The 17,982-nt window shown below is 68.1% G+C and carries 18 protein-coding genes and 2 tRNA genes; 8 read left to right on the forward strand and 12 right to left on the reverse strand.

The window, feature by feature from the left end:
- Positions 1–4: 4 nt before the first annotated feature.
- The 12 genes from ABEA33_RS18070 to dnaA all read right to left on the reverse strand — a co-directional run bounded on the left by ABEA33_RS18070 (position 5) and on the right by dnaA (position 12,194).
- The gene (locus tag ABEA33_RS18070; RefSeq protein WP_345528310.1) at positions 5–202 is read right to left on the reverse strand and encodes a hypothetical protein; all 198 of its coding nucleotides are present in this window, start codon (positions 200–202) and stop codon (positions 5–7) included.
- Positions 203–368: 166 nt separating this feature from the next.
- Positions 369–444 (reverse strand) — tRNA-Ala (locus tag ABEA33_RS18075).
- 25 nt (positions 445–469) lie between these two features.
- Positions 470–595 (reverse strand): DLW-39 family protein, encoded by a 126-nt coding sequence (locus ABEA33_RS18080; RefSeq protein WP_345528311.1) that lies wholly within the window; start codon positions 593–595, stop codon positions 470–472.
- Positions 596–630: 35 nt separating this feature from the next.
- A tRNA-Ile gene (locus tag ABEA33_RS18085) sits at positions 631–707 on the reverse strand.
- An 82-nt stretch (positions 708–789) separates the two neighbouring features.
- Entirely contained in the window at positions 790–1,374 is a 585-nt protein-coding gene (locus ABEA33_RS18090; RefSeq protein WP_345528312.1) for a DUF3566 domain-containing protein, read from the reverse strand.
- Positions 1,374–4,049 carry a DNA gyrase subunit A gene (gyrA, locus tag ABEA33_RS18095; protein ID WP_425577449.1) on the reverse strand — a complete coding sequence of 892 codons (2,676 nt, stop codon included), beginning with the start codon at positions 4,047–4,049 and terminating at the stop codon, positions 1,374–1,376. The genes ABEA33_RS18090 and gyrA overlap by 1 nt, the downstream gene beginning before the upstream one ends.
- Before the next feature lie 108 nt (positions 4,050–4,157).
- Positions 4,158–6,215, reverse strand: a complete 2,058-nt coding sequence (gene gyrB, locus ABEA33_RS18100; RefSeq protein WP_345528637.1) for a DNA topoisomerase (ATP-hydrolyzing) subunit B — start codon at positions 6,213–6,215, stop codon at positions 4,158–4,160.
- Between the two features lie 318 nt (positions 6,216–6,533).
- The gene (locus tag ABEA33_RS18105) at positions 6,534–7,076 is read right to left on the reverse strand and encodes a DciA family protein (protein ID WP_345528315.1); all 543 of its coding nucleotides are present in this window, start codon (positions 7,074–7,076) and stop codon (positions 6,534–6,536) included.
- On the reverse strand, positions 7,066–8,220 hold the full coding sequence (recF, locus tag ABEA33_RS18110) for a DNA replication/repair protein RecF (protein ID WP_345528316.1): 1,155 nt from the start codon (positions 8,218–8,220) through the stop codon (positions 7,066–7,068). Before recF ends, ABEA33_RS18105 begins: the two co-directional genes overlap by 11 nt.
- 12 nt (positions 8,221–8,232) lie before the next feature.
- Positions 8,233–9,138, reverse strand: a complete 906-nt coding sequence (gene gnd, locus ABEA33_RS18115; RefSeq protein WP_345528317.1) for a phosphogluconate dehydrogenase (NAD(+)-dependent, decarboxylating) — start codon at positions 9,136–9,138, stop codon at positions 8,233–8,235.
- A gap of 23 nt (positions 9,139–9,161) precedes the next feature.
- Positions 9,162–10,298 (reverse strand): DNA polymerase III subunit beta, encoded by a 1,137-nt coding sequence (dnaN, locus tag ABEA33_RS18120; RefSeq protein WP_345528319.1) that lies wholly within the window; start codon positions 10,296–10,298, stop codon positions 9,162–9,164.
- Between the two features lie 420 nt (positions 10,299–10,718).
- A complete protein-coding gene (dnaA, locus tag ABEA33_RS18125; protein ID WP_425577450.1) occupies positions 10,719–12,194 on the reverse strand; it encodes a chromosomal replication initiator protein DnaA in 1,476 nt (491 codons plus the stop codon).
- Positions 12,195–12,661: 467 nt separating this feature from the next.
- Here dnaA and rpmH point away from each other — a divergent pair, with 467 nt between their 5' ends.
- From rpmH to ABEA33_RS18165, 8 genes are all read left to right on the forward strand, one after another.
- The gene (gene rpmH, locus ABEA33_RS18130) at positions 12,662–12,799 is read left to right on the forward strand and encodes a 50S ribosomal protein L34 (protein WP_185253047.1); all 138 of its coding nucleotides are present in this window, start codon (positions 12,662–12,664) and stop codon (positions 12,797–12,799) included.
- A 29-nt stretch (positions 12,800–12,828) separates the two neighbouring features.
- Positions 12,829–13,188, forward strand: a complete 360-nt coding sequence (gene rnpA, locus ABEA33_RS18135; protein ID WP_345528321.1) for a ribonuclease P protein component — start codon at positions 12,829–12,831, stop codon at positions 13,186–13,188.
- Entirely contained in the window at positions 13,185–13,478 is a 294-nt protein-coding gene (yidD, locus tag ABEA33_RS18140) for a membrane protein insertion efficiency factor YidD (RefSeq protein WP_345528323.1), read from the forward strand. The genes rnpA and yidD overlap by 4 nt, the downstream gene beginning before the upstream one ends.
- A 3-nt stretch (positions 13,479–13,481) precedes the next feature.
- The gene (gene yidC, locus ABEA33_RS18145; RefSeq protein ID WP_345528324.1) at positions 13,482–14,483 is read left to right on the forward strand and encodes a membrane protein insertase YidC; all 1,002 of its coding nucleotides are present in this window, start codon (positions 13,482–13,484) and stop codon (positions 14,481–14,483) included.
- The gene (locus ABEA33_RS18150; protein ID WP_345528325.1) at positions 14,476–15,027 is read left to right on the forward strand and encodes a Jag family protein; all 552 of its coding nucleotides are present in this window, start codon (positions 14,476–14,478) and stop codon (positions 15,025–15,027) included. The genes yidC and ABEA33_RS18150 overlap by 8 nt, the downstream gene beginning before the upstream one ends.
- Before the next feature lie 35 nt (positions 15,028–15,062).
- A complete protein-coding gene (rsmG, locus tag ABEA33_RS18155; RefSeq protein WP_345528326.1) occupies positions 15,063–15,788 on the forward strand; it encodes a 16S rRNA (guanine(527)-N(7))-methyltransferase RsmG in 726 nt (241 codons plus the stop codon).
- Between the two features lie 266 nt (positions 15,789–16,054).
- On the forward strand, positions 16,055–16,885 hold the full coding sequence (locus ABEA33_RS18160; protein ID WP_345528327.1) for a ParA family protein: 831 nt from the start codon (positions 16,055–16,057) through the stop codon (positions 16,883–16,885).
- A 67-nt stretch (positions 16,886–16,952) separates the two neighbouring features.
- A complete protein-coding gene (locus ABEA33_RS18165) occupies positions 16,953–17,930 on the forward strand; it encodes a ParB/RepB/Spo0J family partition protein (RefSeq protein WP_345528328.1) in 978 nt (325 codons plus the stop codon).
- The last annotated feature ends 52 nt before the right edge of the window (positions 17,931–17,982 follow it).

A 17,982-nucleotide genomic window follows, 5' to 3' on the forward strand; every position in this document is an offset into this window, starting at 1 on the left:
CTGATCAAGCGAGTCGTCGAACGCGGACCGGACGGCTCATCCCGACAACCTGCATCTTGTTGCTGCTGATCTCGACTCGTGGCCGATAGGAGTAGCGGTACTCGTACCGGTACTCGATCTGCTTCCAGACGGATCCGTCAGTCAGCTCGACGATGGTTTCGCCCGACCAGCCGTTCCAACTGCCATTGACGTGGAGCGCCATCAGTTCCTCCTGGGGTTGCCTGGAGCCCAAGGGTGCCCCTCGCCACCGACAGTCGAATCGCTGTCCAAGGCCCGCTTCCCCCACCAGTCCCCCGCAGTGAACCCGTCGGTAGCAGGGGGATAGGCTCGAAATGGGAAAAAACCGCAGGCTGACCTGCGGTTTCTCGTGGTGGAGCCTAGGGGACTCGAACCCCTAACCCCCTGCTTGCAAAGCAGGTGCGCTACCAATTGCGCCAAGGCCCCGATGCGGTCAGTGACCGCAGGTGAATCAGGAGCGGCTGACGCTGTCCGTCGCTTCGGCCCAGAGAGCCTGCTCGTGCTTGCCCTCGTCGAGCTTCTTCTTGACGACGACTGCCGCGCCGACGAGCGCCAGGAGGAGCAGGGTCTTCTTCATGGTGACTCCCATGGAGCTGGGTTTGCGTACCGGGATGGTGGGCCTAAGAGGACTTGAACCTCTGACCTCTTCCTTATCAGGGAAGCGCTCTAACCGTCTGAGCTATAGGCCCCGGACCGAGAGGGAACGTTACCCCACCCTCGGAGCACCCGACAAAACGGCGTCCAGCGCTGCCGGTGTCGGGGTGTACGACGTCAGCGCTGGTCCTCGGCGAGGGTGAGCTCCACACCGCCGAGGAGTGCTGCCGCCATGTTGTAGAGGAAGGCGCCCAGCGTCGCGATCGCGGTGATCAGGATGACGTCGACGACGGCCACGAGCATGGTGAAGCCCATGACACGGGACATGCCGACGTACTTCTCGACGTCCCAGGTGCCGACGTCCTCGCCGCCCACCACGTCCTGGACGGTCTGGTTGATCGAGTCCCAGACACCGGCCGCGGAGAGCACCGACCAGATGATGAAGACCGACACGATCGTGACGACACCGAAGGCGATCGCCAGCAGGAAAGACGTCTTCATCACCGACCACGGGTCGATCCGGGTCAGTCGCAGCCGAGCACGCCGCGGAGGCTTCCGGTTCGGCGAGGCCTTCTTCGCTGCCGTCTTCGAGCGCGGGTCCGCGTTGGCCCGGTGCTCGTCGGTGGCCTGACCGACGGCGGACGAGATCCGTTCGCCGAGGCCCCGTGTGTTGGGCTTCGAGCCCGGAGGTGGCTTCTTACCGGTGGTCGAACGATCGGCGGCGGTGCGAGTAGTGGTGCTCTCGGTGGACCGGTCGGTCATCAGGCCTCACTCTCCCCGTCAGTCTCGGGCGCGGCTGCGTCGGTGGCGTCGGACGCCGTCTCGCTCACTGTTCCCTCGATTGTTGCACCCACGCCTGCATCGGACGATTCTCCGCCGTTCGGCTCACTCTCGGCGTCACCCTCGACCTCGCCCTCCTCGTCCTCACGGGACTCGACGGAGCGAGCCACCACGGCGACCGAGTCCCCGGACTTTGGACCGACGAACTTCACGCCCATCGTCGACCGTCCGGTCGGCCGGAAGTCGGCGTTGATCGGGCTGCGCACGACCTGGCCGCTCTGAGTGATCGACATGATCTCGTCACCCTCCTCCACGATGAACGCACCGACGAGCTGGCCACGGTCCTCGTTGGCCAGCGCCATCGCCTTGATGCCGAGGCCACCGCGGTTGGTGAGGCGGTACTCCGAGATCCGGCTGCGCTTGGCGAAGCCGCCGTCAGTGATCGTGAAGACGTACTGCTCCTTCACGTCCGGCAGCTCGCCGGCGGCCGTCGACTCCCCGGTCGCCTCGGCCTTCGCCTCGGCGGCTTCCTCGGCCGCGACCTGCTCGGCACGGATGACCGACATCGACAGCACGGAGTCGACGTCGGTCCGGAACTTCATCCCGGTGACGCCCGAGGTCGCGCGGCCCATCGGACGCAGCTGCGAGTCGTCGGCGTGGAACCGGATCGCCTGACCCTTGCGCGAGACTAGCAGGATGTCGTCGCCCTCGTTGACCAGCTCGGCGCCGATCAGCTCGTCTTGCCCCAGAGTCGGGTGCTGATCGCGGAAGTTGATCGCGATCACGCCAGCCTGGCGGGGGGAGTTGTAGTCACCCAGCCGGGTCTTCTTGACCAGACCATGTTTCGTCGCCAGCACGAGGTACGGCGCCTGCTCGTAGTCGCGGATCGCGAGCACCTGCGCGATGCTCTCGTCGGGCTGGAAGCTGAGCAGTCCGGCGACGTGCCCGCCCTTCGCGTCGCGCGACGCCTCGGGCAGGTTGTAGGCCTTGGTCCGGTAGACCCGGCCGGCCGTCGTGAAGAAGAGCAGCCAGTGGTGGTTGGTGGTCGCGATGAAGTGCTCGACGACGTCGTCGCCGCGCAGCGTCGCGCCACGCACGCCCTTGCCGCCGCGCTTCTGGATCCGGTACGCCTGGCGCTGGGTCCGCTTGGCGTAGCCACCGCGGGTGATCGAGACGACCAGCTCCTCGTCGGGGATCAGGTCCTCCATCGAGAGGTCACCATCCGCCGCGATGATCTGGGTACGCCGGTCGTTGCCGTACTTCTCGACGATCTCGGAGAGCTCGTCGGAGACGATCTGACGCTGCCGGGCGACGTTGGCCAGGATGTCTTGGAGGTCGGCGATCTCGATCTCGATCTCGGCGAGCTGGTCGATGATCTTCTGACGCTCCAGGGCCGCGAGCCGGCGCAGTTGCATGTCCAGGATCGCGTTGGCCTGGAGCTCGTCGATCTCGAGGAGCTCGATCAGGCCCTGGCGAGCGTCGTCGACCTCGGGCGAGCGCCGGATCAGCGCGATGACCTCGTCGAGCGCGTCGAGCGCCTTGACCAGACCGCGCAGGATGTGGGCACGCTCTTCGGCCCGGCGCAGGCGGAACTCGGTACGGCGCCGGATCACCTCGATCTGGTGGGTGACCCAGTTGCTGATGAACTGGTCGATCGAGAGCGTGCGCGGCACCCCGTCCACGAGCGCCAGCATGTTGGCGCTGAAGTTGGTCTGCAGCTCGGTGTGCTTGAGCAGGTTGTTGAGCACGACCCGGGCCACGGCGTCGCGCTTGAGCACGACCACCAGTCGCTGACCGGTGCGGTCCGAGGTGTCGTCGCGGACGTCGGCGATCCCCTGCACCTTGCCGCTGTCGGCGAGCTCGGCGATCTTCAGCGCGAGGTTGTCGGGGTTGACCATGTAGGGCAGCTCGGTGATCACCAGGCAGGTGCGACCACGGGCGTCCTCGTCGACCTCGATGACCGCTCGCTGGGTGATCGAGCCGCGGCCCGTGCGGTAGGCCTGCTCGATGCCCTGGTGGCCGACGATCAGCGCGCCGTTGGGGAAGTCGGGCCCCTTGATCCGCTCGAGCAGCGCCTCCTGCAGCTCCTCGCGGGTGGCGTCGGGGTGCTCGAGCGCCCAGCGGGCGCCGTCCGCGACCTCGCCCAGGTTGTGCGGCGGGATGCTGGTGGCCATGCCGACCGCGATGCCGGCCGAGCCGTTGACGAGCAGGTTCGGGAACCGTGCCGGCAGTACGACGGGCTCCTCGGAGCGACCGTCGTAGTTCGGCTGGAAGTCGACGGTCTCTTCCTCGATGTCGCGGACCATCTCCAGGGCCAGCGGCGCCATCCGGCACTCGGTGTACCGCATGGCCGCGGCGGAGTCGTTGCCCGGCGAGCCGAAGTTGCCCTGGCCGTTGACCAGCGGCGCGCGCATCACCCACGGCTGGGCGAGACGGACCAGGGTGTCGTAGATCGCCGTGTCGCCGTGGGGATGGTACTGACCCATGACGTCACCGACGACGCGCGAGCACTTGGAGAACCCGCGGTCGGGCCGGTAGCCGCCGTCGTACATCGCGTAGAGCACCCGGCGGTGCACCGGCTTCAAGCCGTCGCGTACGTCGGGCAGCGCGCGGCCGACGATGACGGCCATCGCGTAGTCGATGTAGGCGCGCTGCATGGAGGTCTGCAGCTCGACCGGCTCGATCCGGCCGCCGATGGGGGTCTCAGTCACAGTTCTTGGTCTCTCTCGTCGGCTCTACTGGTATCTAGGGATCTCGCTAGAGATCTAGATATCCAGGAATCGGACGTCCTTGGCGTTGCGCTGGATGAACGAACGACGCTGCTCGACGTCCTCGCCCATCAGGATCGAGAAGATCTCGTCCGCGTGGGCCGCGTCGTCCAGGGTGACCTGGAGCATCAGGCGCTGGTCGGGATCCATGGTGGTCTCCCACAGCTCCTTGGCGTTCATCTCGCCGAGACCCTTGTAGCGCTGGACCGGGTTCTCCTTCGGCAGCTTCTTGCCGGCTGCCTGTCCCTCGCGGAGCAGCGCGTCCCGCTCGGCGTCGGAGTACACGAACTCGTGCTCCTGCGGCTTGTTCCACCGCAGTCGGTAGAGCGGGGGCTGCGCCATGTAGACGTAGCCGCCCTCGATCAGCGGCCGCATGAAGCGGAAGAGCAACGTCAGCAGCAGGGTGTTGATGTGGTGGCCGTCGACGTCGGCGTCCGCCATCAGCACGACCTTGTGGTAGCGCAGCTTCTCGATGTTGAACTCTTCCTGGATGCCGGTGCCCAGGGCAGAGATGATCGACTGCACCTCGGTGTTGGCGAGCACCTTGTCGATGCGCGCCTTCTCGACGTTCAGGATCTTGCCGCGAATCGGGAGGATCGCCTGGATCCGCGGGTCGCGGCCCTGCCGCGCCGAGCCACCGGCGGAGTCACCCTCGACGATGAAGACCTCGCACTCGGCGGGGTTCGTCGACTGGCAGTCGGACAGCTTGCCGGGGAGGCTGCCGCCGCCGAGCAGGCCCTTGCGGGACCGGGCCAGGTCGCGCGCCTTGCGCGCGGCGATCCGGGCCTGGGCCGCGGCCTGCGAGCGTCGGATGATGTCGCGACCCTCGGCGGGGTTCTGCTCGAGCCAGGCACCGAGCTGGTCGTTCATGATCCGCTGGACGAAGCCCTTGGCCTCGGTGTTGCCGAGCTTGGTCTTGGTCTGGCCCTCGAACTGCGGCTCGCCCATCTTGATCGAGATGATCGCGGTCAGACCCTCGCGGATGTCGTCACCCGAGACGCGGTCCTCGGGCTTCTTCATCAGGCCCCACTCGAAGCCCCAGTTGTTGACCAGCGAGGTGAGCGCCGCGCGGAAGCCCTCCTCGTGGGTGCCGCCCTCGTGGGTGTTGATGGTGTTCGCGAAGGTGTGGACCGACTCGGAGTACGTCGTGTTCCACTGCATCGCGACCTCGAGGCTCATGTGACTCTCGACCGACTCGGGGGTCTCGGCGTCGAAGGAGATGATCGTCGGGTTCGCGACCTGCTTGCGGCGGTTGAGGTACTCGACGTAGTCGACGAGGCCGCGGTCGTACTTGAAGACCTGCTCGATGCCACCGGACTCCGCGCGCTTGATCGCGTCGGCGCGCTGGGCGTCGGTTTCGTCGGAGACGATCTCGTCCTCGACGGCGTCGGCGATCTCCTCGGCGGCGGGCCGTTCGTCGCGGACGACGATCTCCAGGCCCTTGTTGAGGAACGCGTACTCGCGCACCCGCGACGTGATCGTCTCCAGCGAGTGCGTGGTCGTCTCGAAGATGTCGGGGGAGGCCCAGTACGTGATGGTCGTGCCGGTGCGCTCCCCAGGCTCCATCGCCCGGACCTGCTCGAGCGGGCCGTCCGGGACCCCGATGGTGAAGCTCTGGCGCCAGAGATGTCCACGGTTGCGGACCTCGGCGATGACGTGGCTCGAGAGCGCGTTGACCACCGAGACACCGACACCGTGCAGGCCGCCGGAGACCTTGTAGCCGCCGCCACCGAACTTGCCGCCGGCGTGCAGGACGGTCAGCGCGAGCGTCAGCGCGGGCAGCTCCTGTCCGGGAGCCGTGTCGGTCGGGATGCCACGACCGTTGTCCTCGACCCGGATGCCGCCGTCGGCCTGGAGCGTGAGGACGATCCGGTCGCAGTGGCCGGCGAGCGCCTCGTCCACGGCGTTGTCGACGATCTCCCAGATCAGGTGGTGCAGGCCGCGCTCACCGGTCGAGCCGATGTACATGCCGGGTCGCTTGCGGACCGCTTCGAGGCCCTCGAGCACCTGGATGGCGGAGGCGTCGTACTCGGTCTCGACGCGGCCCTGGGCCACGGTGGTCGTGGACGGGGCGTTGGGGGTCTCGTCGGCCTCGACCGGGTTGACGTCGCTCACGCGTACCTCTTCTGACGGCTGTCATGACATGGAGACGGCCGCGTGCGTGAGTGCGGTGCGGCCGAACTCCATGATAGCCGTCAGAAGGCCGCATTCCACGTGTGCCCCGCAGGGCCGGGGGGATCTGTGGAGGAATAGTGGCCCGTAGCGCCCCGTGAGCGGCGATCGAAGGCCCTCGCAGGGGTGCGGATAGGTCCCCGTACGTCGGCGGGCCCGCCAGATCGTCTCTGGGCTCGTCTCCGGACGACGTGGACCGGGTCAGCCGTAGGTGTCGCGCGGGCCGCGTCCGTCGCGAGCCGACCGGGGGCCCTTCTTCCAGGTCGGACCGTGCGGGCCGAGCACCTCGATGACGGTGACCGTGCCGTGCCCGAGCTCCTCGTTGAGACGACGTACGACGGTGGGTGCGAGGAGCTTGAGCTGGGTCGCCCAGGCGGTCGAGTCGGTGCGCACCACCAGCCGGCCCTCGTCGAAGGTCTCCGGGGTGCAGTGCTCGGCGACGTCGGTCCCGACCAGCTCCGGCCAGCGGCCGAAGACACCCTGCACCCGGAGGTCGACGGCCCAACCGTGGTCGGCGACCAACCGGCTGACGGTGTCGTCGAGGAGTTGGGGATCGCGGTCATCCGGATAGGCCCCGGTGACCCGGCCACGGGTCCTGCGCTGGTCGAACCGCTTCGGCTTCCGGGCCTTGGGAGTCGACTTCGCGGTCGAGCGGGTCAGTGCCCTGGCGAGGTCGAGCCCGTCGGCGTCGTGCGTCGGCGGCTCGTCGGGGAGGTCGCTGCCGTCCGGGGTCTCAGTGTTCACGGACGACCTCGCCGCCGCCCACGGCATACCGCACCCCGGCCAGCGCCTGGGGCACGTCGGCGCCGACGGCCGCGGTGACCAGCACCTGCTCGGCACCGGACACGAGCTCAGCGAGCTGGGCGCGACGATCGGTGTCGAGCTCGGCGAAGACGTCGTCGAGGATCAGGATCGGGTCGTCCCCGTCCGCGCGGAGCAGGTCGTACGACGCCAGGCGCATCGCGAGCGCGAACGACCAGGATTCGCCGTGGGAGGCGTAGCCCTTGACCGGCAGCCGGTCCTGGTCGGGGCCGTGCCCGAGACTCAGCAGCAGCTCGTCGCGGTGCGGCCCGACCAGCGAGATCCCGCGGTCGAGCTCGTCCTTGCGTCGGCGGCCGACCTCGGCGAGCAGCGCCTCGGCCAGGTCGTCGCGCTGGGTCCGTCCGTCGAGGTCGAACGACGACCGGTACTCGACCTCGGCGTCATCGCGGGTCGCGCCGCGCGCGACGGTCTCGTATGCCTTGCCGACGTACGGCCGCAGCGCCTCGACGAGCGCGAGCCGCTCGGCGAGCAGCTCGGCGCCGGTCCGCGCTAGGTGGTCGTCCCACACGCCGAGCGTCGACAGTGCGCCCTCCTGGCTCGAGGACCCGCGGCGCGCGGCGCCTGCGGTCTTGAGGAGCGAGTTGCGCTGCTTGAGGATCCGGTCGTAGTCGGATCGCACCCCGGCCAGGCGCGGCGTACGCAGCACGAGGAGGTCATCGAGGAAGCGACGCCGGTCGGACGGGTCCCCCTTCACGAGCGTCAGGTCCTCGGGGGAGAAGACGACCGTCCGCACCAGTCCGACGATCTCGCGGGCGCGGGGGAGGGGCGACCGGTTGACTCGCGCGCGGTTGGAGCGCCCCGGGTTGATCTCGACCTCGAGCACCGCGGTGCGTCCGTCGCGTACGACGGCGGCGCGCACCACCGCCTGCTCGGCACCCGAACGGACCAGGGGCGCGTCACCGGATACCCGGTGGGAGGCGAGCCGCGACAGGTAGTCGATCGCCTCGACGAGGTTGGTCTTGCCCTGACCGTTGCGGCCGATGAACGCCGTCACCCCTGGCCCCAGCTCGACATCGGCGGTCGCGTAGGACCGGAAGTCGTGGAGCGAGAGGTGGGCGACGTACACGGATGCCGGAGGTCAGGCTGGGCCGGCGTCGCCGCCGGGCGGCGGCTCCGTGTGGACGGCGTGCCCGCCGAACTGGTTGCGCATCGCGGCGATCGCCTTCATCGCCGGGCTGTCGTCCTGGCGCGAGGTGAAGCGCGCGAAGAGCGAGGCTGCGATGACGTTCATCGGGACGGCGTTCTCGATCGCCGCCTCGACCGTCCAGCGTCCCTCACCCGAGTCCTCGGCGTACCCGGCGATCTTGTCGAGGTGCGGGTCCTCCTCCACGGCCGCGACCAACAGGTCCAGCAGCCAGGAGCGGATGACGGTGCCGGAGCGCCACGAGTCGAAGACCTCGGTGACGTTGTCGACCAGGTCGACCTTCTCGAGGAGCTCCCAGCCCTCGGCGTAGCTCTGCATCATCGCGTACTCGATGCCGTTGTGAACCATCTTGGCGAAGTGGCCGGCGCCGGGCTTCTTGCCCGCGTGGACGAAGCCGCCCTCCTCGGGCTTGAGCGCGTCGAGGGCCGGCTGCACCTTGGCGACGTCGTCGTCGGTGCCACCGCACATCAGCGCGTAGCCGTTCTGCAGACCCCAGACACCACCGGAGACACCGCAGTCGACGAACCCGATCCCCTTCTTGGCCAGCATCTCGGCGTTGAGCTGGTCGTCGGTCCACTTGGAGTTGCCGCCGTCGACGACGAGGTCGCCGTCGCCGAGCAGCTCGCCGAGCTCCTCGATGGTGCCGCGGGTCGGGTCGCCGGCGGGGACCATGACCCAGACGACCTTCGGCGATGGCAGCTGCTCGACCATGGCGGCGAGGCTGTCAGCGTCGGCCAGGTCCGGGTTGCGGTCGTAGCCGATGACGGTGTGTCCCGCATTGCGCAGACGGGTGCGCATGTTGCCACCCATCTTGCCGAGCCCGACGAGTCCGATGTCCATGGCGACAGCCTAGGACCTGTGGTTCAAGACAGGAGCCGGCGCGGCATCAGCAAGTAGCGGAACGCGGTCTCGGCCTCGCCCTCGGTCGACCCGCTGAGGACCACGGGCTTGGAGGCCTGGGTGAAGGCCAGCTCGATGACCTGCTGGTCGATCACGGTCAGCCCGTCGAGGAGGAACTGCGGGTTGAAGCCCGTCGTGATGTCCTCGCCGTTGATGCTCGCCTCGATCGACTCCGACGCCTGCGCCTCGTCGCCGGACCCTGCGTCCAGCGTAAGCACGCCTTCGCTGAACGCCAGCTGGACGGCGGTGTTGCGCTCCGCGACCAGCGACACGCGACGGACCGACTCGATCAGCGCGGTCTTGTCGACCAGGGCGGTGGTCAGGTGCTCGGCAGGGAAGAGGCTGCGGACCTTGGGGAACTCGCCGTCGAGCAGACGCGTCGTCGTACGCCGGCGACCCCCGGGCGCGTCGCCCTCGAACCCGATGATGCCTTCGCCCGTGCCGGTCGTGGCGAGCGCGATGGTGACCTCGCCGCCGGCGGTCAGCGCCTTGGCGGTGTCGCCGAGCACCCGGGCGGGGACCAGGGCGGCCGCGGAGATGTCGGGGGTGTGCGGGTTCCAGGCGAGCTCGCGGTGCGCGAGCCGGAACCGGTCGGTGGCCAGCAGGGAGATCGTCGAACCGTCGATCTCGATCCGGACGCCGGTCAGCACGGGGAGCATGTCGTCGCGACCGGCAGCGGTGACCGCCTGGGCGACGGCGTGTGCGAAGCCCTCGCTGTCGACGGTCCCGGTCGCCGCCGGCATGTCGGGCAGCGCCGGGTAGTCCTCGACCGGCATCGTCTGCAGGCTGAACCGCGCCGAGCCGCAGGTCAGGGAGACGCGCGCTCCGTCCAGCACCATGTCCACAGGCTTGGCCGGGAGGCTGCGGCAGATGTCGGCGAGCAGCCGGCCACTGACCAGGGCGCGCCCTTCGTCACTGACCTGGGCGTTGAGCGTGGCTCGGGCCGAGGTCTCGTAGTCGAAGGTGGAGAGCACCAAGCCGTCGTCGTTCGCCTCGATGAGCAGGCCCGCGAGGACCGGGACGCTCGGGCGGACCGGGAGGCTGCGGGCAGCCCAGGCGACGGCATCGGCGAGCACGTCGCGCTCGACGCGGAACTTCACGATGGGTCCTTCTGGTCGGTCGGGCACGGACAGTGGTTTGCGAATCCTGCCATGCAGCCACGGTGAGCGGGAGGTTCGGTGTTGTTTCTTCGCCGAGACCGAGGCCGTCAAGGCCGCCGTTCGGGTGGTTGTCCCCAGGTTGGGCCTCGGATGGACGTTGACGGGTGGTGGGGAGATCTAGAGGTACGGAGGAGTCATAGCAACGGTGGAAACTGTGGAGAACTCTGATTCGTGCAGGTCAGTCGGGCGATTCGACATGCACAGGGGCTGTGGAACTACGAGGCGCTGGCCGTGGCGGGGTGTGTACGGCGAGCCGGAGTGCACACGGTGACGGTCGTGCTTCCACAGGCAACGGTCGTGCATGTCATTTGGACCCACACCTCGTCCACAGGTCTGAGGAACGACAAGTTGTCGTTCGGATCAGGACTGGCGTGCCTGCAGCTTGACCCGGTTGGTGAGCTCGCTGACCTGGTTGAAGACGGCGCGGCGCTCGGCGAGCAGCTGGTTGATCTTGCGGTCGGCGTACATCACGGTCGTGTGGTCGCGGTTGCCGAACTGCGCGCCGATCTTGGGCAGCGACAGATCGGTGAGCTCGCGGCACAGGTACATCGCGATCTGGCGGGCCATCACCAGGTGGCGTCCGCGGCTGGGGCCGGTGAGCTCCTCGATCGAGAGCCCGAAGTACGCCGCGGTCTGGGCGATGATCAGGGCCGCGGTGATCTCGGGCTCGCCGCCCTCGGGGATCAGGTCCTTGAGCACGATCTCGGCCAGGGTCATGTCGACCTCCTGGCGGTTGAGGTTCGCGAAGGCCGTGACGCGGATGAGTGCGCCTTCGAGCTCGCGGATGTTGGTCTGGATCTTGGAGGCGATGAACTCGAGCACGTCGGGCGGCGCGGTGAGCCGGTCCATCGCGGCCTTCTTGCGGAGGATCGCGATCCGCGTCTCGAGGTCGGGCGGCTGCACGTCGGTGATGAGGCCCCACTCGAAGCGGTTGCGCAGGCGGTCCTCGAGTGCCTCGAGTCGCTTCGGAGCGCGGTCCGACGTCAGCACGATCTGCTTGTTGGCGTTGTGGAGCGTGTTGAAGGTGTGGAAGAACTCTTCCTGGGTCTGGGTCTTGCCCTCCAGGAACTGGATGTCGTCGATGAGCAGCACGTCGACGTCGCGGTAGCGGCGCTTGAACCGATCCTGGCGGTCGTCGCGGATGGCGTTGATGAACTCGTTGGTGAACTCCTCACTCGACACGTAGCGCACGCGCGCGGACGTGTAGAGCGAGCGGACGTAGTGGCCGATCGCGTGCAGGAGGTGGGTCTTGCCGAGGCCGGAGTCGCCGTACACGAGGAGGGGGTTGTACGCCTTGCCCGGTGCCTCGGCGACCGCGACCGCGGCCGCGTGCGGGAACCGGTTCGAGGACCCGATGACGAAGGTCTCGAAGGTGTACTTCGGGTTCAGCCGGGTCTCGAGCGAGCTCGGGCGCGAGCTGACGTCGACGGGCTCCGGCGAGGGCGCGGGCGGGGCGACCGGTCGAATATCCATCTGTGGCTTTGTCGACAAGTTGCTTTGTGGCTGGATCGCTTCGTCGATCGGTACCGGAGTCATCTCGGTCTCGAGTGCTGGGTTCACCGTGACGGCGATGCGGATCTCGCGGCCGAAGCGCAGGCTGAGGGCGTCCTCCAGCTGGGCGCGTAGCCGGCCCTCGAGCTGGTTGCGGGTGAAGTCGTTGGGGACCGCGACGATGGCAGTGCTCTCGTGGAGCGTCACCGGCTCGCTGGCACTCAGCCAGGCCCGCTGGTTGGGCTGGAGGTCGTCGACGACGCCTCGCCACGCCACGTCGAGGTCCGAGGTGTGCTGCTCCACCGCTCCCGCTTTCCTGTTGCTGCCCTGTTGCTGCTCTGCCAGTCCGGCCTGGTCGTCGAGTTGGTCCACAACTTTGTCCACAGGTTGTGAACCCGACTCCCTCGTTGTGGAGAGAGCCCGTCCGAGACACATCCGTGACCCAGAGATTGCACTGTCTGTGCAGGTCAGGAGCGTATTCAGCCCGATGTGTCGGGGGTCACACGACCTGGCGCTAAGGTCTGGATCGAGGGCGGCGGGGAACCTCGGTCTGCTCGAACGTAACAAGGTGGACCGGGCGGCGGCAAGCCGTCATCCACAGGCAGAGTGAAGGCGGCTGCTCGCGGGTTTGACCCTGTGGATTGCCAGCGCGTACCGTTGCTCGGTCACCCGGTGTCGACCGGTGCCGCATGTCCACGAAGAGCAGCCGATCCCAGTGGGTCACGTCGTGGACGGGCGGTGCCAGCCGAAAGTAGTCAGGCACTGCCGTCCCGGCCCGTGTGGCTGCCCTGAACCAGTATGGAGAGAACCTCGTGAGCAAGCGTACGTACCAGCCGAACAACCGCCGCCGGCACAAGGTGCACGGCTTCCGTCTGCGGATGCGCACCCGCGCGGGTCGCTCGATCCTCGCTTCGCGGCGCCGTAAGGGCCGCAAGAGCCTCGCGGTCTGACGGCAGGACCCGCCGCCCAGGCCGCGCGCGTGCTGCCGTCGGAACGCCGTCTCACTGATGGAGCGTCCTTCCAGCAGACCGTGCGCACGGGTCGGCGGGCCGGAAGTCGCACCGTGGTCGTGCACCTCGCAGACGGGGTGGACGCCTCGGCCGGCGTACCCGGTCCGCGGATCGGTTTCGTGGTCAGCAAGGCGGTGGGCAATGCCGTGGTCCGCAACCGCGTGAAGCGCCGACTTCGACACCTGGCCCGGGAGCACGTCACGTCGCTCCCGGGTTCTGCTGCGCTCGTGGTCAGGGCGCTCCCGGCCTCGGCGAGCGCAACGTACGGGGAACTCTCGGCCGACCTGACGCGTTGCCTCGCTCGGGTGCGGTCGGAGGTGACGGCGTGAAGTACGACCCGGTGCGTTGGCTGCTGATCGGGCTGCTGCGTGGCTATCGCCTGCTGATCAGTCCGCTGTACGGCCAGGTGTGTCGCTACCACCCGTCGTGCTCGGCGTACGCCCTGGACGCGGTCACCACACGCGGCAGCCTGTATGGCAGCTGGCTGACGTTACGCAGGTTGCTGCGGTGTCACCCGTGGGCCGCCGGCGGGTACGACCCGGTGCCACCTCGCTTTGAATCAGCAGAGGGCTCCCGCAGGCATGCGGGCGCCTCTCCCTCACCCCAGCAAGGAGCCTGATCCGTGGGATTCCTCGGCGACCTCGGCGGTCTGATCATGACGCCGCTCTACTACGCGATCTCCGCAGTGCTGGTCGCGTGGCACTGGCTCTTCGAGAAGATCGGGATGAACCCGGACAGTGGCCTGATCTGGGTGCTGTCCATCATCGGCCTGACGCTGACGGTTCGAGCGGCGCTGATCCCGCTCTTCGTGAAGCAGATCAAGTCCAGCCGCAACATGCAGCTGATCCAGCCCAAGGTCAAGGAGCTGCAGAAGAAGTACGGTCACGACCGCGAGCGTCTCGCCCAGGAGACGATGAAGCTGTACAAGGAGAGCGGCACCAACCCGTTCGCCTCGTGCCTGCCGATCCTGATCCAGATGCCGATCTTCCTGGCGCTGTTCCGGCTGCTCGACCACCACGCGGCGAAGGGTGACGGCAAGGCGTTCATCACCCCGGAGCTGGCGACCAGCTTCCAGAACGCGGAGCTGTTCGGCATTCCGCTGAAGGCGACGTTCCTGAAGGCAGACGGCGACGTTGCGGTCATGATCGTGGCGGCCATCCTGGTGCTCGCCATGACGGCCACGACGTTCACCACGCAGCGCCAGCTGATGAGCAAGAACATGCCGGCCGACGCCCTGTCTGGACCGTACGCGCAGCAGCAGAAGCTTCTCCTCTACGTGCTGCCCGTCGTGTTCGCGGTGGGCGGCATCGCGTTCCCGATCGCCGTCCTCTTCTACTGGACGACGTCGAACCTGTGGACCATGGGTCAGCAGTTCTACGTCATCCGCAACAACCCGGCGCCCGGCACCTCCGCTGAGAAGGCGAAGCTGGAGCGGGACCGGGCGAAGGCCGCGAAGCATGGCAAGACGCTTGCCGTCGAGGCGGCCGAGGTGGTCCCTGAGGAAGAGGCGCGTCCGCAGCAGCAGCGGCAGCAGCCCAAGAAGCAGACCAAGAAGCAGCGTCAGCAGGGCTCGGGTCAGCGACCCGTCCCCAAGCCGAAGCCCGAAGGAGGCACCGATGAGTGACGAGACCGTGACGGACGAGACCCCGACGACCGCGCAGGCCTTTGGGGAGCAGGGTCAGGTCGACGAGTCGCGCTCCGCGTCCTCTCGCCTCGAGGAGCTGGAGCAGGAGGGCGATATCGCTGCCGACTACCTCGAGGAGCTGCTGGATATCGCGGACCTCGACGGCGACCTGGACATGGACGTGGACGGGGACCGTGCCGCGGTCTCCATCGTGGGCGCCGACCTGTCGCAGCTCGTGGGTGACAACGGAGAGGTCCTCGAAGCGCTCCAGGAACTCACTCGGCTTGCTGTCTACCGCGAGACCGGTGAACGCACGCGGTTGATGCTCGACATCTCCGGCTTCCGGGCGCGCAAGCGCGAAGAGCTGATCCAGGTGGCGAACGAGTCGGTGGCGAAGGTGCGTGCCTCGGGAGAGTCGGTGTCGCTCTCCGCGATGACCCCGTTCGAGCGCAAGGTGGTCCACGACGCCGTTGCCGCTGCTGGGCTGTCGTCGGAGTCCGAGGGCGTGGAGCCACGTAGGTACGTCGTGGTCCTTCCCGAGTGACGATGGACCCTTATGTTTCACGTGAAACGCCCTCCGTGCCCGAAGTGGCGCGGAGGGCGTTTCCGTCCGCCCGTCTGCCGTTGGCCGAGCAGTACGCCGAGCTGCTCGCGACCGATGGAGTGGTCCGGGGACTGATCGGGCCGCGTGAGGCACCACGACTCTGGGACCGTCACCTGGTCAACTGCGCACTGCTCGGTGAGCTGGTCGCGGAGGGCTCAACCGTATGCGACATCGGGTCGGGCGCCGGCCTGCCGGGACTGGTGCTGGCCATTGCCCGACCGGACCTCTCGGTGACACTGGTCGAACCGCTACTTCGGCGTACGACGTTCCTCGAGGAGGTCGCATCGGTCTTGGCGCTGGGCAATGTCGAGGTGTTCCGTGGCCGCGCCGACGCTCTGCATGGCGTGCGGACGTTCGACGTGGTCACCTCCCGCGCGGTGGCTCCGTTGGAGCGGCTCCTTGGTTGGTCGATGCCGCTGGTGGCGCCGGACGGCGCGTTGATCGCGATGAAGGGCAGCTCGGTCAGCGACGAGATCGACGCAGCCGCCGCCGAGCTGACTCGATGGGGATGCGCGGCACCCGAGGTCCTGCTGCTCGGCGCGGACTGGCCTGTGTCCCCCACGGTCGCACTCCGGGTGGCTTGGGATGACCCCACCCAGGTATCTTGGCCGCTTGCGGCAAGTCCGGACCGGCCTGGTGCTCCAGGGGCACGGGCAGCGGGTCGTGGACGGCCGACATCGAAGCGGAGGCGTAGGACGTGATGGACAACGCCGATCACGGTGGCGAGTTTTCCACCGGATCGGAGACCCCTGGTGAGCGGAGCTATCCACAAGTTGAGGCCGGTTCTCCACAGGGGGCGACGGGACCACTGGCTCCGGATGTTTCACGTGAAACCGACGCGACCGAGGGTTTCCGTGTCCGAACCGCTGCGGACATCGCGGTAGCGGCCCCCGTCTTCGATGACGACCACGCGACTCCTCTGGCCCGTGCGGCGGAGCACATCGTGCTCGCGCGCCAGGGAGCTCGAATGCGTCCTGCGCTGGCACGTCCCAGCAAGACGCGGATCTTCGTGGTGGCCAACCAGAAGGGCGGGGTCGGCAAGACCACCTCGACCGTCAACATCGCCGCCGCGCTCGCCCAGCTCGGCCAGCGCGTCCTGGTCATCGATCTGGATCCTCAGGGCAACGCCTCGACCGCGCTCGGCGTCGAGCATCGGCGTGGCGTGCCATCGACGTACGACGCCCTGGTCGACGGGGAGCCCCTCGTCGACGTGACGACCGAGTCACCGGAGATCGAGAACCTCTGGGCCGTGCCGGCGACCATCGACCTCGCCGGGGCCGAGATCGAGCTGGTCTCGGTCGTCGCCCGGGAGAGCCGACTGCGCAAGGCCGTGCACGGTCACCCGTGGGTCGGCACCGCCGCCGAGGCGGGGGAGGACCGCTTCGACTACGTCCTCATCGACTGCCCACCCTCGCTGGGGCTCCTCACCCTGAACGCACTGGTCGCCGGCGACGAGATGCTGATCCCGATCCAGGCGGAGTACTACGCGCTCGAGGGTCTGGGGCAGCTGCTCGAGACAGTCGAGATGGTCCGCGCGCACCTGAACCAGGGGCTCGAGGTCTCCACCATCTTGGTGACGATGTTCGACGCCCGCACCCGACTCGCCTCCGGTGTGGCCGAGGAGGTCCGGGAGCACTTCGGGGACCAGGTCCTCAAGACGTCGATACCACGCTCCGTCCGGGTCTCCGAAGCGCCGTCGTACGGCCAGACCGTGATGACCTACGATCCAGGATCTCCGGGGGCACTGTCCTACCTCGAAGCCGCACGCGAGATCGCCATCCAGGGAGCCAGTCGTTGATCACGCCACGAAACTGCGTGCCTCCCCAGGTTCGCGTCGCCAGCCCACACTTTCGAGGGGACCCCGAATGAATGCCAGCCGCCCCGCGCCACGCCGGGGCCTCGGCCGCGGCCTGGGCTCGCTGATCCCGACAGGTCCGGCGGCGAGCGAGTCGGGCGCGGATTCGAACGGTGACGGCGCGACCACTGCCGAATCGTCCGGACAGCTGGACGTCTCAGGGCTGGCCCCCGTCGCCGGCGCCTACTTCGCCGAGATCCCGGTTGGGCTGATCCAGCCGAACCGGGTCCAGCCGCGCCAGGTCTTCGACGAGGAGGCGATGGCGGAGCTGGTGCACTCGATCCGGGAGATCGGCGTCCTGCAACCGGTCGTCGTGCGCCGGCACGGTCCCGACGACTACGAGCTCGTCATGGGCGAGCGGCGCTGGCGGGCTTCGCAGCAGGCCGGTCTCGAGATGGTGCCCGCGATCGTGCGGGAGACGGACGACGTGGACATGCTCCGCGACGCCCTCCTGGAGAACCTGCACCGCTCCCAGCTGAACCCGCTGGAGGAGGCGGCGGCATACGCCCAGATGCTCGACGACTTCGGATGCACCCACGAGGAGCTGGCCAGCCGGATCGGCAGGTCCCGCCCGCAGATCAGCAACACGCTCCGTCTGCTCAAGCTGACGCCGGCGGTCCAGCGTCGGGTGGCGGCAGGGGTCCTCTCGGCGGGGCACGCCCGGTCGCTGCTCGCCATTTCGGACCCCGAGGTCCAGGACCGGCTGGCCGCCCGGGTGGTCGCGGAGGGCATCAGCGTCCGAGCGCTCGAGGAGATCGTCGCGATGCGCGACGCCGACGGTCCGGCTCCCCGAGTCGTCCGCAAGAAGCCAGTGGCGCCCGGCCTGGTCGACCTCGCCGAGCGTCTCTCGGACCGGTTCGAGACGCGGGTCAAGATCGACCTCGGCCGCAGCAAGGGCAAGGTCACCGTCGAGTTCGGATCGATCGACGACCTCCAGCGAATTGTCGACATCATGGACCCTCGCAACCGCGACGATCGACCGATCTGAGCGTGCACCGCGGCCTAACGCGACTTAACGACTACTAGCTAAGACGCTAAAG

The organism is Nocardioides endophyticus (assembly GCF_039543845.1).
In the GTDB taxonomy this organism is placed as follows: domain Bacteria; phylum Actinomycetota; class Actinomycetes; order Propionibacteriales; family Nocardioidaceae; genus Nocardioides; species Nocardioides endophyticus.

Excerpts from the sequence above, each read along its gene's own strand:
- ABEA33_RS18165 (WP_345528328.1), top strand. The coding sequence starts at position 16,953 with ATGAATGCCAGCCGCCCCGCGCCACGCCGGGGCCTCGGCCGCGGCCTG.
- gyrA (WP_425577449.1), bottom strand. The coding sequence starts at position 4,049 with ATGCAGCGCGCCTACATCGACTACGCGATGGCCGTCATCGTCGGCCGC.
- ABEA33_RS18090 (WP_345528312.1), bottom strand. The coding sequence starts at position 1,374 with ATGACCGACCGGTCCACCGAGAGCACCACTACTCGCACCGCCGCCGAT.
- ABEA33_RS18080 (WP_345528311.1), bottom strand. The coding sequence starts at position 595 with ATGAAGAAGACCCTGCTCCTCCTGGCGCTCGTCGGCGCGGCAGTCGTC.
- ABEA33_RS18070 (WP_345528310.1), bottom strand. The coding sequence starts at position 202 with ATGGCGCTCCACGTCAATGGCAGTTGGAACGGCTGGTCGGGCGAAACC.
- ABEA33_RS18160 (WP_345528327.1), top strand. The coding sequence starts at position 16,055 with ATGCGTCCTGCGCTGGCACGTCCCAGCAAGACGCGGATCTTCGTGGTG.
- gnd (WP_345528317.1), bottom strand. The coding sequence starts at position 9,138 with ATGGACATCGGACTCGTCGGGCTCGGCAAGATGGGTGGCAACATGCGC.
- ABEA33_RS18150 (WP_345528325.1), top strand. The coding sequence starts at position 14,476 with ATGAGTGACGAGACCGTGACGGACGAGACCCCGACGACCGCGCAGGCC.